This window comes from Dactylosporangium sp. NPDC049525, assembly GCF_040676755.1.
Classification (GTDB): Bacteria; Actinomycetota; Actinomycetes; order Mycobacteriales; family Micromonosporaceae; genus Dactylosporangium.
The window spans coordinates 48605-65287 of record NZ_JBFAPO010000034.1 but is presented as its reverse complement, the minus strand read 5'-3'; the positions used below and the strand labels follow the sequence as shown (position 1 = coordinate 65287).

20 protein-coding genes and 1 riboswitch are annotated in these 16683 nt (G+C 71.7%); of the genes, 13 read left to right on the top strand and 7 right to left on the bottom strand.

Translation table 11 applies throughout. From position 1 onward, the window contains the following. Positions 1 to 9: 9 nt before the first annotated feature. On the top strand, positions 10 to 1209 hold the full coding sequence (locus tag AB0K00_RS36465; RefSeq protein ID WP_363530313.1) for an alpha/beta fold hydrolase: 1200 nt from the start codon (positions 10 to 12) through the stop codon (positions 1207 to 1209). Here AB0K00_RS36465 and AB0K00_RS36460 read toward each other — a convergent pair. Beyond that, positions 1146 to 1757 carry a hypothetical protein gene (locus tag AB0K00_RS36460; RefSeq protein ID WP_363530310.1) on the bottom strand — a complete coding sequence of 204 codons (612 nt, stop codon included), beginning with the start codon at positions 1755 to 1757 and terminating at the stop codon, positions 1146 to 1148. The genes AB0K00_RS36465 and AB0K00_RS36460 overlap by 64 nt on opposite strands. A gap of 46 nt (positions 1758 to 1803) precedes the next feature. Beyond that, positions 1804 to 2361 carry a hypothetical protein gene (locus AB0K00_RS36455; RefSeq protein WP_363530307.1) on the bottom strand — a complete coding sequence of 186 codons (558 nt, stop codon included), beginning with the start codon at positions 2359 to 2361 and terminating at the stop codon, positions 1804 to 1806. Between the two features lie 65 nt (positions 2362 to 2426). On the opposite strand from AB0K00_RS36455, the gene AB0K00_RS36450 reads away from it, so the two are divergent. Beyond that, positions 2427 to 2747 (top strand): PadR family transcriptional regulator, encoded by a 321-nt coding sequence (locus tag AB0K00_RS36450; protein WP_363530304.1) that lies wholly within the window; start codon positions 2427 to 2429, stop codon positions 2745 to 2747. Continuing rightward, positions 2741 to 3607 (top strand): hypothetical protein, encoded by an 867-nt coding sequence (locus AB0K00_RS36445; RefSeq protein ID WP_363530301.1) that lies wholly within the window; start codon positions 2741 to 2743, stop codon positions 3605 to 3607. Before AB0K00_RS36450 ends, AB0K00_RS36445 begins: the two co-directional genes overlap by 7 nt. On the opposite strand, the gene AB0K00_RS36440 is transcribed toward AB0K00_RS36445, so the two are convergent. Continuing rightward, on the bottom strand, positions 3579 to 4088 hold the full coding sequence (locus AB0K00_RS36440; protein WP_363530298.1) for a hypothetical protein: 510 nt from the start codon (positions 4086 to 4088) through the stop codon (positions 3579 to 3581). The genes AB0K00_RS36445 and AB0K00_RS36440 overlap by 29 nt on opposite strands. Positions 4089 to 4154: 66 nt before the next feature. Between AB0K00_RS36440 and AB0K00_RS36435 the strand changes: the two genes are divergently transcribed. The 5 genes from AB0K00_RS36435 to AB0K00_RS36415 all read left to right on the top strand — a co-directional run bounded on the left by AB0K00_RS36435 (position 4155) and on the right by AB0K00_RS36415 (position 10481). Then, positions 4155 to 5111 carry a sigma-70 family RNA polymerase sigma factor gene (locus AB0K00_RS36435; protein WP_363530295.1) on the top strand — a complete coding sequence of 319 codons (957 nt, stop codon included), beginning with the start codon at positions 4155 to 4157 and terminating at the stop codon, positions 5109 to 5111. Then, positions 5104 to 5859 (top strand): DUF899 domain-containing protein, encoded by a 756-nt coding sequence (locus AB0K00_RS36430; protein WP_363530292.1) that lies wholly within the window; start codon positions 5104 to 5106, stop codon positions 5857 to 5859. The genes AB0K00_RS36435 and AB0K00_RS36430 overlap by 8 nt, the downstream gene beginning before the upstream one ends. Positions 5860 to 6134: 275 nt before the next feature. Then, positions 6135 to 9608, top strand: a complete 3474-nt coding sequence (locus AB0K00_RS36425) for a discoidin domain-containing protein (RefSeq protein WP_363530289.1) — start codon at positions 6135 to 6137, stop codon at positions 9606 to 9608. Positions 9609 to 9727: 119 nt separating this feature from the next. After that, complete coding sequence (locus AB0K00_RS36420) at positions 9728 to 10165, top strand: SRPBCC domain-containing protein (RefSeq protein ID WP_363530286.1); 438 nt, start codon at positions 9728 to 9730, stop codon at positions 10163 to 10165. Continuing rightward, positions 10152 to 10481 (top strand): metalloregulator ArsR/SmtB family transcription factor, encoded by a 330-nt coding sequence (locus tag AB0K00_RS36415; RefSeq protein ID WP_363530283.1) that lies wholly within the window; start codon positions 10152 to 10154, stop codon positions 10479 to 10481. Before AB0K00_RS36420 ends, AB0K00_RS36415 begins: the two co-directional genes overlap by 14 nt. A 190-nt stretch (positions 10482 to 10671) precedes the next feature. On the opposite strand, the gene AB0K00_RS36410 is transcribed toward AB0K00_RS36415, so the two are convergent. Then, on the bottom strand, positions 10672 to 10908 hold the full coding sequence (locus AB0K00_RS36410) for a hypothetical protein (protein WP_363530280.1): 237 nt from the start codon (positions 10906 to 10908) through the stop codon (positions 10672 to 10674). Here AB0K00_RS36410 and AB0K00_RS36405 point away from each other — a divergent pair. Beyond that, on the top strand, positions 10889 to 11356 hold the full coding sequence (locus AB0K00_RS36405) for a hypothetical protein (protein ID WP_363530278.1): 468 nt from the start codon (positions 10889 to 10891) through the stop codon (positions 11354 to 11356). The two genes, AB0K00_RS36410 and AB0K00_RS36405, sit on opposite strands and share 20 nt — an antisense overlap. Here the strand turns inward: AB0K00_RS36405 and AB0K00_RS36400 are convergent. Together AB0K00_RS36400 and AB0K00_RS36395 are read right to left on the bottom strand one after the other, a co-directional pair. Beyond that, positions 11335 to 11748, bottom strand: coding sequence for a hypothetical protein (locus AB0K00_RS36400; protein ID WP_363530275.1), 414 nt, complete (start codon positions 11746 to 11748; stop codon positions 11335 to 11337). The genes AB0K00_RS36405 and AB0K00_RS36400 overlap by 22 nt on opposite strands. A gap of 273 nt (positions 11749 to 12021) precedes the next feature. Further along, positions 12022 to 12612: a class I SAM-dependent methyltransferase gene (locus AB0K00_RS36395; protein ID WP_363530272.1), complete on the bottom strand. Its 591-nt coding sequence runs from the start codon at positions 12610 to 12612 to the stop codon at positions 12022 to 12024. Positions 12613 to 12774: 162 nt separating this feature from the next. Continuing rightward, positions 12775 to 12906: riboswitch (cobalamin riboswitch) on the top strand. Between the two features lie 39 nt (positions 12907 to 12945). Here AB0K00_RS36395 and AB0K00_RS36390 point away from each other — a divergent pair. From AB0K00_RS36390 to AB0K00_RS36380, 3 genes are all read left to right on the top strand, one after another. Beyond that, complete coding sequence (locus tag AB0K00_RS36390; protein WP_363530269.1) at positions 12946 to 13164, top strand: CbtB domain-containing protein; 219 nt, start codon at positions 12946 to 12948, stop codon at positions 13162 to 13164. Between the two features lie 14 nt (positions 13165 to 13178). Then, entirely contained in the window at positions 13179 to 13928 is a 750-nt protein-coding gene (locus AB0K00_RS36385; protein WP_363530266.1) for a CbtA family protein, read from the top strand. Positions 13929 to 14130: 202 nt separating this feature from the next. Then, entirely contained in the window at positions 14131 to 14460 is a 330-nt protein-coding gene (locus AB0K00_RS36380; RefSeq protein WP_363530263.1) for a nuclear transport factor 2 family protein, read from the top strand. Here the strand turns inward: AB0K00_RS36380 and AB0K00_RS36375 are convergent. Next, positions 14452 to 15027, bottom strand: coding sequence for an XRE family transcriptional regulator (locus tag AB0K00_RS36375; RefSeq protein ID WP_363530260.1), 576 nt, complete (start codon positions 15025 to 15027; stop codon positions 14452 to 14454). The genes AB0K00_RS36380 and AB0K00_RS36375 overlap by 9 nt on opposite strands. Positions 15028 to 15095: 68 nt before the next feature. Here AB0K00_RS36375 and AB0K00_RS36370 point away from each other — a divergent pair, with 68 nt between their 5' ends. Further along, positions 15096 to 16469, top strand: a complete 1374-nt coding sequence (locus AB0K00_RS36370; RefSeq protein ID WP_363530256.1) for an MFS transporter — start codon at positions 15096 to 15098, stop codon at positions 16467 to 16469. Positions 16470 to 16683: the final 214 nt, after the last annotated feature.

The following is a 16683-nucleotide window of genomic DNA, read 5'->3' as shown; positions in this document are numbered from 1 at the left end:
TGATCGGGGATGAGGTCGACGGGGGACGGCGGCGGGGTCGACCCCGGCACGCTGGCCGCGCTGGTGCGGCGGGCCCAGGGTGGCGACGCCCTGGCCATCGACGCGCTGCTGCGGATCCTGGACCCGTATGTCGGGCGGTTGTGCGCGCCGATCGCGTTGCAGGACGCGGCCGACGCGGCGCAGAAGTCGATGATTGTCGTCTTCCGCAGCATCGGGCAGCTCAAGGAGCCGGCGGCGCTGTTCGGCTGGGTACGCACCATCTGCGCGCGTGAGGCGGTGCGGGTCGCCCGGCGCCGCGGGGACGCCGTGCCCGCCGAGCTGAGCGAGTTGCCCGCGCGCGGCGATCCGCAGCTGGCCAGCGACGTCCGCGACACGCTGCGCCGGCTCAGCCCGGAGCACCGCGCCATGCTGGTGCTGCGCGACCTCGAGGGGCTCGACGAGAAGACGGTGGCGCGGGTCCTCGACCTGCGGCACGTCATCGCGCTGCTGCCGGCCGGCTACCGGCTGATCTGCCCGGACTTCCGCGGGTTCGGCTGGTCGGCGCCGTCACGGGACGGGCACCGCACCGGCGACCGGGCGGCCGATGTCGTGGCGCTGCTCGACGCGCTCGGGCACGACCGGGTCGGGCTCGTCGGGCTCGTCGGGCACGACTGGGGCGCCTGGGCCGGGTTCGCCGCGTGCCTGCGCGCGCCGGAGCGGTTCAGCCGGTTCATCGCGTTGAACATGATGCATCCGTGGCCACGGCAGCGGGCGCTGCTCACCCAGGCGTGGCGGTTCTGGTACACGGCGGTCGTCGAGTACCCGGTGCTGGGGCGGCTGGTGCTGCGGCACTGGCCCGCGTTCACCCGGTTCCTGCTACGCCGCGGGGTCGCCGATCCGGGCACCTGGCGGGCGGGCGAGCTCGACGAGTTCGTCGCCGCCGGCCGGGAGCCCGGGGCGGCGCACGCCGGGCAGGCGCTGCACTGGGGTTTCGTGGTCAACGACATCGCGGCGCTGCACCGCGGCCGGTCCGACGGGGTGCGCCTGCGGGTGCCGACGCTGATCGTGGCCGGTGCCCGCGACCGGGTGATCGCGCCGGCGCTGCTGTCCGACGCCGCCGCGCACGCCGACGACCTCACCGTCGAGGTCGTGCCGGGCGCCGGGCATCACCTGCCGGACGAGCGGCCGGACCTGGTCGCGGCGCGGATCCGGGCGCACTTCCCTGCCTGACCACGCGCCTGCCGGGCGTTCAGTCGGCCCGCGCCCGCCGGGCGCTCAGTCGGCTTGCGAGGGCCCGGCGGCGCGGTCGTGCACGAGCTGGGCGAGGGTGCCGAACATGCGCCGGGCGGACCCGGCGCCGACGGCACGAACACCAGCCCGTGAACGCGCGGGAGGCGCCCGCGTACGCCACCCAACACGGCGAACCGGGTGCCGTCGCCGTCCGGTACCGCCGCCATCCCGCCGATCACGTTCCGGCTCTGCATCAGGCACCAGCCCCGCTCCAGCGCCACGTCGAACACGGCGCGGTGCCCGATCCGGCTCACCGCGACCGCCTGCCTCGTCGCCGCGCCATCGATGTCGTCGTCGACGTAGTCGAAGGAGCGCATCGTGCGGATCCAGCGGGGCAGGAAGGCCGGCAGGTCAGCGGCGACCGACCACACGTCGTCGGGCGGCTCGGCGAAGCGGGTCTCCGCGTAGAGCGGCGCCCGCAGCGTCGCGCTCAGCACGCGCAGCCGCTGGATCGCGTCCAGCCGCACGGTCGGCCAGGTCGACGACATCAGCTCCCACCTCTGTGAGACCGCCAGCGTAACCGTTCGGCGGGGATCAGTCCGGACGCGCGGTGAAGCGCAGGGTCGCGCCGCCGCCGGCCGGGTCGAAGATCAGCCCGCTCGGGTCGGTGAACTCGCCGAGGCGGGCCAGCGCCACGCCGGGGTCGGTCACGCCGGGCAGTTGCACCAGGATGCCGGCGAACGTCAGCCAGGCGTCGGCGTGCACGGGGTCGACGCCGAGGCCGTCGACGTCGCCGGAGACGGTGGCGACGGCCCGCAGCATCCGCTCCCGCTGCTCCACGAGGTGCAGGTCGACGGCGTCGAAGCGGTGGTGGAGGTAGTGGTAGACGCTGGCCTCCGCCGGCTCGGCGAACTCGGCGCAGGTCAGGCGGTGCCCGGCGAGGTGGCGCCAGCCGGCCGCCGGCACGGGCAGCCATTCGACGGTCAGCGAGAGGAGGGCGTCGTCGGCGCGCGCCACGTCCTCGAACGGGAACGTGAACGACCACGTCAACTGCGGCGGCAGGGCCGGGTTGGCGAACAGCAGCCCGTACCACTCGCCGCCCGCCGCGGGGACGAAGTCTTCGGCGCGCAGGCGGTCGTCGTCGGCGTTCATGGCCGCGAGTGTCGCAGAGCCCGGGCCGGTTGGCACCCTATGTAGACCGACGATATAGTGCGCGCATGCGAATCACCGTGCCGACGGCGCGGGTGCTGGCGGCGCTGCTCGCCGACCCGCACGCCGACCACTACGGCCTCGAGCTCATGCAGCACTGCGGCCTGGCCAGCGGCACGCTCTATCCGATCCTGCACCGCCTCGCCGACGCGGGCTGGGTCGAGCGGCACTGGGAGCGCATCGACCCGTCCGAGGCGGGCCGCCCCGCCCGCCGGCTGTACCGGCTGACCGGCGAGGGCGCCACGCAGGCCCGGCAGGCCCTGGCGGAGCTGCGCGCCCAGCTCGGCGGCGGCCCGGCCACGGCGACGGACCCGAGGCCGGCGTGGTGACCGCCCGGCTGGCGCGGCTGCTGCTGGCCATCGCCGCCCGGCGCTGGCCCGCGGACCTGCGCGAGGAGATGCGCCTCGAGTGGGCGGCGGAGGTCCACGCGCTCGCCGCGCGGCGCCGGCACTGGCGGATGCTGCGCTTCGCCGCCAGCCTGGCCGCGACGCGGCCGGCGGTCCGCCCGTTCTCCTTCGCCACCGCGGCGGCGAAGACGGCGGCGGTCGCACGGCTGGTGCTGCTCATGCCGCTGGTGACGATGGCGGTCGCGCTGCTCGGCGCCGTGCTCGGGCCGCTGTCCGTGGTCGGCGCGCTGGTGATGGTCGCCGTCGGGCACCGGTTCACCATCCGGCGCGCCCCGACCCTCGCTCTCATCCCGGTGCTGACCGTGCCGGGCTGCGCGATGTGCGTGGTGCTGGTGCGCACCGTCAACGCCGACAGCTACGGCGGGCACACGCTGGCCACGGTGCTGTTCTTCACCGGCCTGGCCGCCACGCTCGCGTTCGTCGCCCGCCCGGCCGGCCACAACAGGATCCGCCGCGCCTGGGTCATCGGGCTGGCCGGCGTGCTGCTGTTCCTCGACGCCGCGGTCCCCACCATCATGTATGGCACGATCCCTTCCCCGGACAACCCGTGGCACTGGGAGTACAGCCCGATGTGGCTGTTCGCGTGGCTCACCGACAGCTCGTTCGGCCTGCCCCACCCGGACTTCTGGGAGATCTTCGTCCTGCGCGACGACATCCTGCTCGAGCCGCCGATGTTCCTGGTCTTCGCCGGCTTCGCCCTCGGCGCCCTCATCGGCGCCCGCCGCCCGGCGGCCGGCGCGCAGGACCCGTTGATCAGCTCGCCGTCGGTGACCCGGGGGTGAGACCGGACGTCCGGGGTCCGGTCCGGTGGATCTGCTGCAGCTCGCACGATTCGAGGTCGCCGTACAGGTAGAACAGGTAGTCCACGACGCCGTCCCGCGAGCCGCCGGGGTTGATCCGGGTCCAGTCCCTCGTCGTGCCGTCGTCGTTGCGGAAGGTGAGCACGAGCATCCCCGCCTCGGCGGTGTCCGCGGGCGACGGCCTGGCCCGCAGCGACCAGGTGCCGTGCCCGCCGAGCGGCTCCTCGCCCGTGGCGCCCTTGGTCCGCAGCCCGTTCGCGGTGAACGTGCCGTCGGCGGCGAGGGTGACGGTGCCGGTCTTCGGGTCGCTGTACTCGCCGGCGAGCGCCCCGGTCTCGTACTGGTCCCCGCCCGCGTACGTGCAGTTGCTGGTGAAGGTGTCGCCCAGCGAGCATGCCAAGGTGCCAGCCGCCAGCACGATCGAGACGACCACGGTCAGCGCCGTTGATCCACTCCCCCGCATGGCCCGGGAGCATAGCCGCCACCTCGCCCGTGTGCGGGCCCGCGACGGCGTGGATAGCATCGGGGCATGACCTTGGCCGTCGATGAGCTGGCGTCGATGCGGGGCGAGCTGGTCGGCTACTGCTACCGGATGCTCGGCTCGGTGTTCGAGGCCGACGACGCCGTGCAGGAGACCATGGTCCGGGCGTGGCGGCGCGGCGACACGTTCGAGGGGCGCTCGTCGGCGCGGGCCTGGGTCTACCGGATCGCCACCAACGTGTGCGTCGACCTGCTGCGGGAGCGGCGCCGGCGGGCGGTGCCGATGGACCTCGGTCCCGCGTCGCCGGCCGCGATGTTCGACGGCACGAGCACGGCGCCGGAGCAGCTCTGGCTGACGCCGCTGCCGACGGACCCGGGTGACGTGGTGGCGGCGCGGGACACGGTCCGGCTGGCGTTCGTGGCGGCGTTGCAGCACCTGCCGGTGCGCCAGCGGGCGGTGCTGATCCTGCGCGACGTCCTCTCCTGGTCGGCGGCGGAGACGGCCGGGCTGCTCGGGGTCAGCGTCGGGGCGGCCAACGCGATGCTCCTGCGGGCGCGGGCCACGCTCGACACCCGGCAGGGGCGCGGCGGGCAGCAGGGGGAGCTCAGCGCCGACGACCGCCGGCTGCTGTCGCGGTACGTCGAGGCCTTCGAACGCTACGACGTCGACGCGCTGGTCGGTCTGCTGCACGAGGACGCGGTGCAGTCGATGCCGCCGTTCACCCAATGGTTGCGGGGGCCGGCGGAGATCGGATGGTTCCTGCGCGGGCCGGGTGCCGAGTGCGCCGGCTCGATCCTGGTGCCGACGGAGGCGAACGGGACGGCCGCGTTCGGGCAGTACCGCCGCCACGGCGACCGGCACCTGCCGTGGGCGCTGCAGGTGGTGGAGGTCCGCGCCGGACGGGTCGCCGGGCTGCACAGCTTCCTCGACACCGACCTGTTCGCAGTTTTCGGGCTGCCGACCGTGTATTTCGCGGGCGCCCGTTCGTCGTACCGGTATGGGTGAAAACAATCGACCGGACGTCGTGACGCGGGACGCGTGGGTGGCGGCGCGCAAAGCGCTGCTGAGCAGTGAGAAGGAGGCGGTGCGGGCGAAGGACGCGCTGAACACGCGCCGCCGCGAGTTGCCGATGGTGCGGGTCGACAAGGACTACCGCTTCGACGGCCCGGACGGGCAGGTCAGCCTGCTGGACCTGTTCGACGGCGAGCGGCAGCTGGTCGTCCAGCACTTCATGTTCAACCCCGAGTGGGAGGACGGCTGCGGCAGTTGCACGGCCGCGGTCGACGAACTGTCCGACGGGCTCATGCGGCACCTGCGGGCGCGTGGCACGGTGTACGCCGTGGTGGCGCGCGCGCCGATCGCGACGCTGGAGCGGTACCGGGCGAAGCGGGGCTGGACGATCCCGCTGTACTCGTCGTTCGGGTCGGACTTCAACTACGACTTCCACGTGACCCTCGACGCGGCGGTGGCGCCGATCGAGTTCAACTACCGCGGGCCGGACGAGCTGCGTGCCGCCGGCATGGAGTGGATCCTCAACGTCGACGACCAGCCGATCGAGCAGCCCGGGATGAGCTGCTTCCTGCGGGACGGCGACGACGTCTTCCACACGTACTCGACGTTCGCCCGTGGCACGGAACACGTCGGCGGCTCCTACGGGATCCTCGACCTGACCGCGCTCGGCCGGCAGGAGGACTGGGAGGAGCCCAAGGGCCGCGCCGACACCTCCCGCGGCGCGGTTCCCGACTTCAGCTGAGTGCCCGCGGCCGTCCGTGCAACGACGGGGGCGGGCGGCCGCCGTACCTGGCTGCGAACCTTAAATCTTTAGTCTCTGGCGCGGGAAAGTTCGCTGATCGCGAGCAAAACATCTAGACATGGAAATGAAAGCCTCGTAGATTGGCCGCGCCAGGCATCGGCGTGCCAGGCAACCCGCAGGACATCGACAGCGATGCCCGCCGGTTGTCCGCGCACGCCGTGCCCAACGGCGGGCGTACCTCCGGCGGAGCATCCCGCTCTCCCCCTGGAGGAACCGTGTCCGTCCCGCCCCGGCGCACGCGCATCCCGATCGTAGGTGCGCTCGCCTCCACCCTCGTGGCCACCGCACTGATGCTGCCCGCGACGAGTGCGTCCGCCGCGCCACCGCCGCAGGAGCCCGGCATCACCCTGCGCACCTTCGACCTGCAGACCCCGCTGAGCAGCATCTGCACGCTGAAGGCCGCGCAGACGCCCAACGTCGACAAGCTCATGCCGACGATCGACTGGACGACCTCGGCCCAGTTCGGCCTGGAGGACAACTTCCTCACCCAGGCCCTCGGCAACATCAACATCGCGACCGCCGGCAACTACACGTTCCGGCTCATCAGCGACGACGGCTCGCGTCTTCTTGTTGATGACAACGTTGTCATCAATCACGACGGGTTGCACGGCGCGACCGCCAAGGACGGCGCCATCCAGCTCACCACCGGGTATCACGCGCTGCGCATCGACTTCTTCGAGGCCGGCGGCGGGCAGCAACTGACGCTGCAGTGGCAGCCGCCGGGCTCGACCTCGTTCGTGACGGTGCCCAACTCGGTGCTCAGCACCGACGCCGGGGTCGTGCGGGTGACCGCGCCCGGGCGCAAGGAGTGCGAGACGGCCGGCGACTCCCCCGGCGACGGGCTGCCGCTGACCTCGGTGAACCCGAACTTCACGCTGACGGACCTGCGCCCGAACAGCAGCTTCCAGCCGAAGGTCACCGGCATGGACTGGCTGCCCGACGGCCGCCTGGTCATCTGCACCTGGGGCGGCAACGACCAGTCCGGCACGTCGCAGGCCGGCGAGGTGTGGATCCTCGGCAACACCGGCGGGGCCACCTCACCCGGCAACGTCACCACGAAGCGCATCGGCAGCAACCTCAAGGAGCCGATGGGTCTGAAGATCGTCAACGGCGTCGTCTACGTCTCGGAGAAGCAGCGGCTCACCCGCCTGGTCGACACCAACGGCGACGAGGTCGCCGACCAGTACCAGACCGTCGCGACCATGCCGTTCGACGGCAACTTCCACTCCTTCGCGTTCGGCCTGCTGTACCAGGACGGCTTCTTCTACCTGAACCTGTCGGTGTCGATCGACTACGGCGGCGCCACCACGAACCCACAGGGTGTGGTCAACCGCGGCACCACCATCAAGATCAACCCGGCGGACGGCACGTTCACCTACGTCGCCGGCGGCCTGCGCACCCCGCACGGCATCGGCTGGGGCCCGGAGGGCGGCATCTTCGTCACCGACAACCAGGGCGGCTACCAGCCGTCGTCGAAGCTGCTGCACATCAAGCAGGGCCGCTTCTTCAACCACTACCTCAACCCGCAGGCCCTGTTCGACGACGCCCCGGTGACCCAGCCGGTGCTGTGGCTGCCGCAGAACGAGATCGGCAACTCGCCGAGCACGCCGCTGTACATGCCCAGCGGCATCTACGCCGGGCAGTTCCTCATCGGTGACGTCACCTACGGCGGCCTGCAGCGGGCCAACGTGGAGAAGGTCAACGGCGAGTACCAGGGCGCGCTGTACCGGATGACCCAGGGCCTCGAGGCCGGCATCTCCGAGGTCGGGCTCGGCCCGGACGGCGCCATCTACGTCGGCGGCCTCGGCGCTGGCGGCAACTGGGGCCAGACCGGCAAGCTCACCTACGGCCTGCAGAAGCTGACCCCGAACGGCGGCAACACCTTCGACATGCTCAACACCCGGGCCACGCCGAACGGGTTCGAGATCGAATACACCCAGCCGCTGTCGGCCGCCACCGCCACCGCCCTGGCCACCAAGTACCGGGTGAAGCAGTGGCGCTACGTGCCGACCGCCGCCTACGGCGGCCCGAAGATCGACGAGGAGACGCTGACGGTGTCCTCGGCGACCCTGTCCGCCGACGGCAAGAAGGTCACCCTGGTCATCAACGGTCTCAAGGCCGGCCGGGTCGTGCACATCCGCTCCCCCAAGCCGTTCGCCGCCGCCAACGGCCAGTCGCTGTGGAGCACCGAGGTCTGGTACACGCTCAACGCCATCCCCGGCCAGATCCCGCCGGTCAACCTGGCCCTGGGCAAGCCGGCCACCTCCGACAGCAACTGCTCGACGTCGGAGAAGGCGGCCCGCGCCGTCAACGGCACCACCACCAACGGCAACCTGGACAAGTGGTGCTCGCAGGGCGCCACCAAGTGGCTGCAGGTCGACCTCGGCTCGACGCAGAGCGTCAGCAAGTTCGTCGTGCAGCACGCGGGCACCGGCGGGGAGAACACCGCCTGGAACACCCGCGACTTCAACATCCAGGTCAGCACCAACGGCACCGCATGGACGACGGTCGCCACCGTCACCGCCAACACCGCCAGCACGACCACCCACACCATCGCCGCGACGCAGGCCAGATACGTACGGCTCAACGTCACCACGCCCGCCAGTGACGGCAACACGGCCGCCCGGATCTACGATTTCGAGGTGTACGGCGGCACCGCGCCGCCCACCGGTAACCTCGCGCTGAACAAGACCGCGACCGCCGACAGCTCCTGCGCCACGACGGAGACCCCGGCGAAGGCGGTCAACGGCAGCGTCTCCGGCGGCAACGCCGACAAGTGGTGCTCGACCGGCGCCACCAAGTGGATGCAGGTCGACCTCGGCGCCAGCCAGGACGTGAGCCGGGTCGTGCTCAAGCACGCCAGCGCCGGCGGGGAGAACGCCGCCTGGAACACCCGCGACTTCAACCTGCAGACCAGCACCAACGGCACCACCTGGACGACGGTCGCGACCGTCACCGCCAACACCGCCGGCACCACAACGCACAACTTCGCCACCACCCAGGCCCGGTACCTTCGGCTCAACGTCACCACACCGGCCAGTGACGGCAACGGGGCCGCCCGGATCTACGAGTTCGAGGCGTACAGCACCACCGGCACCAACCGCACCGTGCTGTTCGACGGTTCGAACATGAACAACTTCGAGGGCGCCGGCGGCGCCGCGGTGACGTGGCCCCTCGGTAACGGCGGCGTCGAGGTCCTCGGCGGCGACATCCGCAGCAAGGAGAGCTTCGGCGACTTCAAGCTGCACATCGAGTTCTGGCTGCCGAACCTGCCGGGCAACGTCACCGGCCAGGCCAGGGCCAACAGCGGCATCTACCTGCAGGACCGCTACGAGCTGCAGGTGCTCGACTCGTTCGGGGTCGCCTCCGCTCCCGGCATCGACACCTGCGCGTCGATCTACAACAAGGTCGCGGCGACGAGCAACGCCGCCACCGCCCCGGAGACGTGGCAGACCTACGACGTGACCTTCCGCGCGGCCCGGTTCAACGCATCCGGCACCAAGACGGAGAACGCCCGGGTCACCGTCGTGTGGAACGGCGTCACCGTGCACAACAACGTCGCCATCGACGGCCCGACCGGCAACGGCGCCGCCGAGGGCCCGACCGCCGGCAAGATCCGCCTCCAGGACCACGGCGACGCGGGTGCGAACGTGTTCTACCGCAACATCTGGGTCGAGCCGGTGAGCTGACCCCACCGACGAGGGGGCGGCGGCCGCCGCACGCCGCCCCCTCCCCAGCCGACAGTTGACGCAACCGGTTGATTGCTATACGTTGGTAGCAACTGAACGGTTGCTATATGGAGGCGGACATGACGTTCCCCGATCGGATCGAACGCACACTGCAGCTGGCCCACCCGCCGGAGAAGGTCTGGGCGGCGCTGACCACCGCCGAGGGTCTCGGCACCTGGTTCGGCAACCGCGCCGAGGTCGACCTGCGCGTCGGCGGCCAGGCAACGCTCATCTGGGACAGCGGCGACACCGCCACCCTCACCATCAAACGCCTCGAGCCACCCCGCGTCTTCGGCTACAGCTGGCCCGTCAACGGCCTGCCCGACGGCGACCCGCGGCGCACCTACGTGGAGTTCACCCTTGAGCCCGACGGCGCCGGCACCACGCTGACGATGGTGGAGAGCGGGTTCGCGCAGGTCGCCGACGCCGAGGCCCACTCCACGGCGTTCGACGGCAACACCAAGGGCTGGCTCAGCGAGCTCGGCGAGCTGGTCGCATACCTCGATGGACAGGCCTGACCCGGAGGCGGTGGCGCAGGAGGTCTTCGCCGCCCTGGCCGACCCGAGCCGGCGAGGGATCCTCGCCGCGCTCGCGGCCGGGGGGCCGGCCACCGCCACGCACCTGGCCGGCCGGTTGCCGATCACCCGGCAGGCCATTGCCAAGCACCTCGCCCTGCTCGCCGAGGCGGGCCTGGTGGTGGCCGAGCCGGGTGAGCGGCGCCGGGTCCGCTACCGGCTGGACTCGGCGTCGATGAAGGTGGCGCAGCAGTTCCTCGCCGCCCTCGCCCGCGACTGGGACGGCCCGCTCGACGCGCTGCGGCAACAATTGCGCTGAATGCGTCCGCAACGGTCGGCAACGCGGACAACCGCGCATTCGGCCCGGATCGGATCCCGCCCGCCGGTCCCGCCACGACTGGTTCCCGGCGGCGTAATGTACCTGTCGCACAACGCTGATACGGTCCAATGGTGGATCTGCTACGAGTGGAACACCGTCATGTGGAATTGGCTGACGTCGACTTCTCAGGTCAGACGTTCGACACATTCGGCGCATACGGCGGGACATTCCTGCGGTGCGACTTCACCGAGACGTCATTCGGGAAGTTCAGCGTCGGGCACCAGGGGCAGACCCATTTCGTGGACTGCGTGTTCCGGCGGACGCGGTTTCCGCTGGGTAACACGTACCTCGGCAACACCCGCTTCGAACGCTGCCGCTTCGACCAGGCGCGGCTGCGCGACCTGCGGGTGGACTCCACGGAGTTCATCGACTGCGTGTTCCACGGGCGGGTGTGGCACAGCACGTTCTACGGTGCCCCCGAAGGCTGGTCCACCGACCCGGACCGGCCGGGCAACCGGTGGCGCGGCAACGACTTCAGCGGCGCCGACCTCGTCGACGTCGCCTTCTGCAACATCGACCTGCGGGCCCAGACCTGGCCCAACGACCGCAGCGAGTATGCGCTCATCGACCGCGTCGACGAGCGCACCGCGAGCGCCGAGGCGGCGATCCGCGCGAAGCCGGACCACGAGTGGCCGGACCCCACCTCGTGCGAGCAGGCCCTGCGGGCGGTGCACTACCTGCGCACCGGCGCGCACCGGGATCCGCACGGCTTCATCCTGATCCGCCGGCGGATGCTCGGCAACCGGCTGCCGCCGCACGTCCGCGACATCCTGTGGACGCTGCTGGTCACGGACTACAGCGACCACCAGGAGTAGATGTCACGGCCCTCCTCGCGGGCCTCCTGCGCGAGACAGGCGAGGGCGACGAGCCGGTCGACCTCCCAGTCCTCCAGCAGGAACCGGTCCCCGTAGGCCTGGATCTGCTCCTCCTGCAGGCGGACCAGGCTGGCGACGAACGCGTCGTTGGCCCGCACCGTCCACGGACCCAGGCGCTCGGCGTCGATGGTGTCGACACCGTCGACCAGGGGCTCGTCCGGACCGAACTCGCTCACGTCCCGCCCGTCGATCTCGGCGACGAACTCCTCGACCTCCAGCACCCAGCCCCGGCAGTCGACATACGGCAGGTCGTTGCACGCCGGGCCGAGGCCGAGGTCCATCGCCGCCAGCTCTTCGCCGGTCGCGGCAAAGTACTCCATCAGCATGCCCACGCGCCGACGATATCGCGGGTTGTCACTGCGGGCATCCGCACCGGATCACCGTCCGGCGATGCGTGCGGGGAACCGACCCTGCGCTACGAGCCGAGCGCCCCGCGGCCGACGCTGACGCCGGACCACGCCCGGGTCCGCTGACTGGCCAGCACGACAAGGTAGAGCGGTCACGCGCCCGCGGCCTGGCGGGCCGCTCCGAGCTCGCCCGTCGATCACCCATGGCATTGAACCAGAGCCAGGCGTGGCTGCTGCCCTTCAGCGCCGTCGCCGGGCTCAGCCGCGGCTGAGCAGCAGGTACCGCTCGTCGGTGACCGTCTTGCCCCACAGCGCGTCGTCGCGCAGCGCCAGCACCTCCGCCTCCCGGCCGTTGCGGCGCACCAGGGACGCGCAGTCGGCGGCGGAGATCCCCGCACCGGTCGACCAGCGCCCTTCGACCAGGACCAGCCGGCCTCGCGGCCGCAGCAGAGCGGACCAGCGGGCCAGCACGGCGGCAGGATCGGGCAGCGCCCACAGCACGTGCCGGGCGAGGACCACGTCGAAGGACGCGGCCGCGAACGGCGGGTCGGCCGCGTCGCCGAGGACCAGCGGCACCGTGACGCCGTGCCGCCCGGCCTTGTCCCGCGCGACGTCGAGCATCCCGGCCGAGGCGTCCAGGCCGTACACCCGGTGCCCGGCCTCGGCCAGGAGGACCGAGACGCTGCCCGTCCCGCAGCCGAGGTCGACCACCGACACGGGCGCGGCGGGCAGCGCGGCCGACAGCAGGGTCGCCCACGCGGCGCGGACGGCGGGGTCGCGCAGGCCGTGGTCCGCCTCGTCGTCGAACGTCGCCGCGTGTGCGTCCCAGACTGCTCGTGCACCACCCATCGGCCGATCCTGGCACAGTGCCGTGGCGGCGGTCAGCTCACCGACCCCCTGCGCCGGGCCGAGAAGTTGATCACCTGAGAGATTGCGCACCCGGCGGTTGCCCGCGCCCTGAGCTGCGGCGCAGGTCGCCCCGCGGCGGGCCGCTGATCAGCGCGTCGATTGACACGCTGGTACGCCGTCCGTACCGTCCGAAACGAAACGTGACGGTGAACGGAAGCCGGTGCAAGCCCGGCACGGTCGCGCCGCTGTAACCACCACCCGTGGGAGTCAGACCCGGCCACTGTCACGACAACGCTCGATGGGACGCGAAAATCCCGCAGGAGGCTGCATCTGATGAGCTCGATCTCGGCTCTTCCCACCACCCCGGTCACGGCACCCGCCCCGATCCCGCTGCGGCAGCTCCTGCCGTGGGCGGCGTTCGGCGTCGTGCTCGCCGTCGTCCTGCTCTACTTCGTCGGTGCCGAGCAGGGCATCACCTCGGTCTTCGCCGGTGAGACCGTGCACGAGTTCGTCCACGACGGCCGGCACCTGCTCGGCTTCCCCTGCCACTGAGACGGGGAACCCAGATGTTGCATGCCCGTAGCCTGCTGGTGCGCGGGATGATCGTCGGCGTGGTCGCCGGCGTCGCCGCGTTCCTGTTCGCCTATCTGTTCGGTGAGGGCCCGATCAACGACGCGATCGCGTTCGAGGAGGCCCACGCCGCGCCCCTGGCGCCCGGTGAGCACGAGCACGAGCTGGTCAGCCGGACCGTGCAGAGCACCGTCGGCCTGGCCACCGCCTCGATCGTGTACGGGGTCGCGCTCGGTGGCCTGTTCGCCATCGCCGTCGCGGTCACCATCGGTCGCATCGGCCGGATCAGCGCCCGCGCCACCGCCGGCATCGTCGCCCTCGCCGGGTTCGTCGGAGTGGCCCTCGTGCCGTTCCTGAAGTACCCGGCCAACCCGCCGGCCACCGGCAACCCCGACACGCTCCAGCACCGCACCGGCCTGTACTTCCTGATGCTCGTCATCGGGGTGGCCGCGGTCGTCGGCGCGATCGTCGTCAGCCGGTCGTTGCAGCCGCGCTACGGCACCTGGAACGCGACGATCGCCGGGGTCGTCGGCGCCGCCGTCGTCGTCGGTGTCGCGATCGCCCTGCTGCCGGCGGTCAACGAGGTGCCGGAAGGGTTCGCCCCGGTCCTGCTGTGGCAGTTCCGCCTGGCGTCGCTGGGCACGCAGGCGGTCACGTGGGCCACGCTCGGCCTGCTGTTCGGTTATCTCACCGAACGCAGCGAGCGCACGTCCACCGTGGTGAGGGCCCAGCCGGTCGCCGCCTGACCAGTTCGTCCGTGATGCCCGGTGGAGCCGTCTCCGCCGGGCATCACCGTTTCAGCATGCTTGCCGCGCTCACAAGTGCTGCGGGCACGCTGGAGACCTGCGGCCGGGCGCCGCGCGCCCGGCAAACCCGGCGAACACAAGTAGCGTGGCAAGCTGGTCGGGCACTGCGCCGATCGATGTCATCAGGAACGGGGATCCCTCGATGAGCAACGCCAAAGTGGTCGCACGCTACTTCGACATGTGGAACACCGGCGACGTCGCCGTCGCCGCCGAGATCCTGCACCCCGACTGGGTCGATCACGCCCACCCGGAGGTCGCCGGCGTGGCCGGCGTGCAGCAGTCCGTCCAAGCCGTCCGGGCCGCCCGCCCGGACCTGCAGTTCACCGTGCACAGCATCCTGGGCGACGACGACCTGGTCGCCGTGGTCGGCTCCGTCGGGCAACCGGCCGATGGCGGCCCGGGCAACCTCGTCTGGCTGGTCCGGCTCGTCGACGGCCTGATGGCGGAGCTGTGGACCTACCAGTCACGCTGACCGCGGGCGGGCTCTGACCTGAGCCTTCTCGCCCTGCGGGCCGAACAGGTGCAGGATCTCCACCGCCTGTTCGCCCGCGGGGCCGAACCAGTGCGGGATGTTCGTCTCGAACTCCGCTACCTCCCCGGGGCGCAGCGTCAGCTCCTGCTCGCCGAGGATGAGCCGCAGCTCGCCGGCCAGGACGTAGAGCCACTCATAGCCGGCGTGGGTGACCAGCTGCGGCTCGCTCGGGCCGAGCACCTGCTTGAACACCTGCACCGGTCCGGGATACCGGGTCAACGCCACGACAACGCTGCCCTTGCGGTTGCGCCGGGGTTTGAGGTGTACGCGGGGATCACCCGTCGCCGGTGCCGCGACGAGCTGGTCGAGGGCCACGTGATGCGCCTTTGCCAGCGGCAGCAGCAGGTCGAGCGTCGGGCGGCGCCGGCCGGCCTCGAGGCGCGACAGCGCGCTGACGGAGATGCCGGTCTCGGCGGACAGCGCCTCGAGGGTCAGGCCCCGCGTGCGGCGCAACGCCCGCAGCCGCGGGCCGATGTCGTTGATGAGCCGCGCCACGTCGTCGTCCACTCCGCCATTTTTGCAGTTCTGGCAAATTCTCTGCGGGTTCGGCGGGATTGCCCGTGACGATCGTCGGCATGGATACCCTGCTCCGTGAAGCGCCCAGGCCCACCCGGCACCGCTGGCTGGTGCTGGCCATCTGCTCCATGAGCCTGTTCGTGGTCGGGCTCGACACGACGATCGTCAACGTGGCGCTGCCGTCGATCGGCGCGGGCCTGGGCGTCGGCACGCGCGGCCTGGAATGGACGGTCGACGCCTACACCCTCGTCCTGGCCGGCCTGCTGATCTCCTCCGGTGCGGTCGCCGACCGCTTCGGCCGGCGGCGCGTGTTCCAGCTGGGGCTCGTCGTGTTCGCGGTCGCGTCGGTGGCGTGCGCGGTCGCGCCCTCCATCGAGACGCTCATCGCGGCGCGGGTCCTGCAGGGTGTCGGCGGGTCGATGCTGAGCCCGGTCGCCCTCGCGATCGTGGTCAACGTCATCACCGACCCGAAGGAACGCGCCCAGGCGATCGGCGTCTGGGCCGCCGTGTTCGGCGCCAGCATGGCGCTCGGCCCCGTCACCGGCGGCCTGCTCGTGTCGGGTCTCGGCTGGCGGTCCGTGTTCTGGGTCAGCGTGCCGCTGATCGTCGCGGTACTGGCACTCACCGCGGTGTACGTCCCGGAGTCCAGGTCGCCACGGCCGCGAGCCATCGACGTGCCGGGGCAGCTGCTGCTGATCGCGTTCGTCGGTGGATCGGTGGCGCTGCTCATCGAGGGCCCGCACGTCGGCTGGGACTCCCCCGCCGGCTACGCCTTCGTCGCCGTCGCGCTGGCGGGTTTCGTGCTCACCTCGATGCGGCGCCGCGAACCGCTCATGGACCTGCGGCTGTTCCGGCGCGCCCCGTTCACCGCCGCGGTGCTCGGCGCGGTCGTCGTGTTCGCCGGCCTCAACGTGACGCTGCTGCTGAGCACCCTGTACCTGCAGCACGCCCGGGGCCTGACCCCGGCCGCCGCGGGCCTCGTCACGCTGCCGATGGCCGTCGCCGCCACGGTGTGCGCGCCGCTGTCCGGGTTCCTGGTCGGGCGGTTCGGCCCGCGGCTGCCGCTGCTGCTCGCCGGCGGTTTCGCGGCCGCCGGCGGGCTGTGCCTGGTGCGCCTCACCGACCACACCGGCCTGGCGGTGCTGCTGGCGGCGTATCTGTGCATCGGGGCCGGCATCGGCTTCGCGAACGCCCCGATCACCAACACCGCGGTCGCCGGGCTGCCGGCGGACCGGGCCGGGGTCGCCGGCGGCATCACCTCCACGGCCCGCCAGTTCGGCGCGGCGATCGGCGTGGCGATCGCCGGCGGCCTGGTCGCCGGGGCCGGGCCGGCCGGGCTCGCGCAGGCGTCGCGGCCCGGCTGGTTCCTCGTCGCCGGCTGCGGCCTGCTCCTGCTCGCCGTCGCCCGGGTCTCCCCGTCCGGCCGCCGGTAGACCGCGGGGAGGCCGCGGGAGGCCGCGCCTTTTCCTGCGCCTCGCGCGCTTTGCCGGCGTCCGTGCTGAAATCGGCCGCTATCAGTGGGCCTGCCTTTTATTCAGATGCTCGCTTTGCGGGACAACGAGGAATGTCGAAGACATATACGCTCGTCATGTCCTGGACACCGACGGGTGATCCAACAACGGGGACAGAAGTGCGCGCGCGCCGATT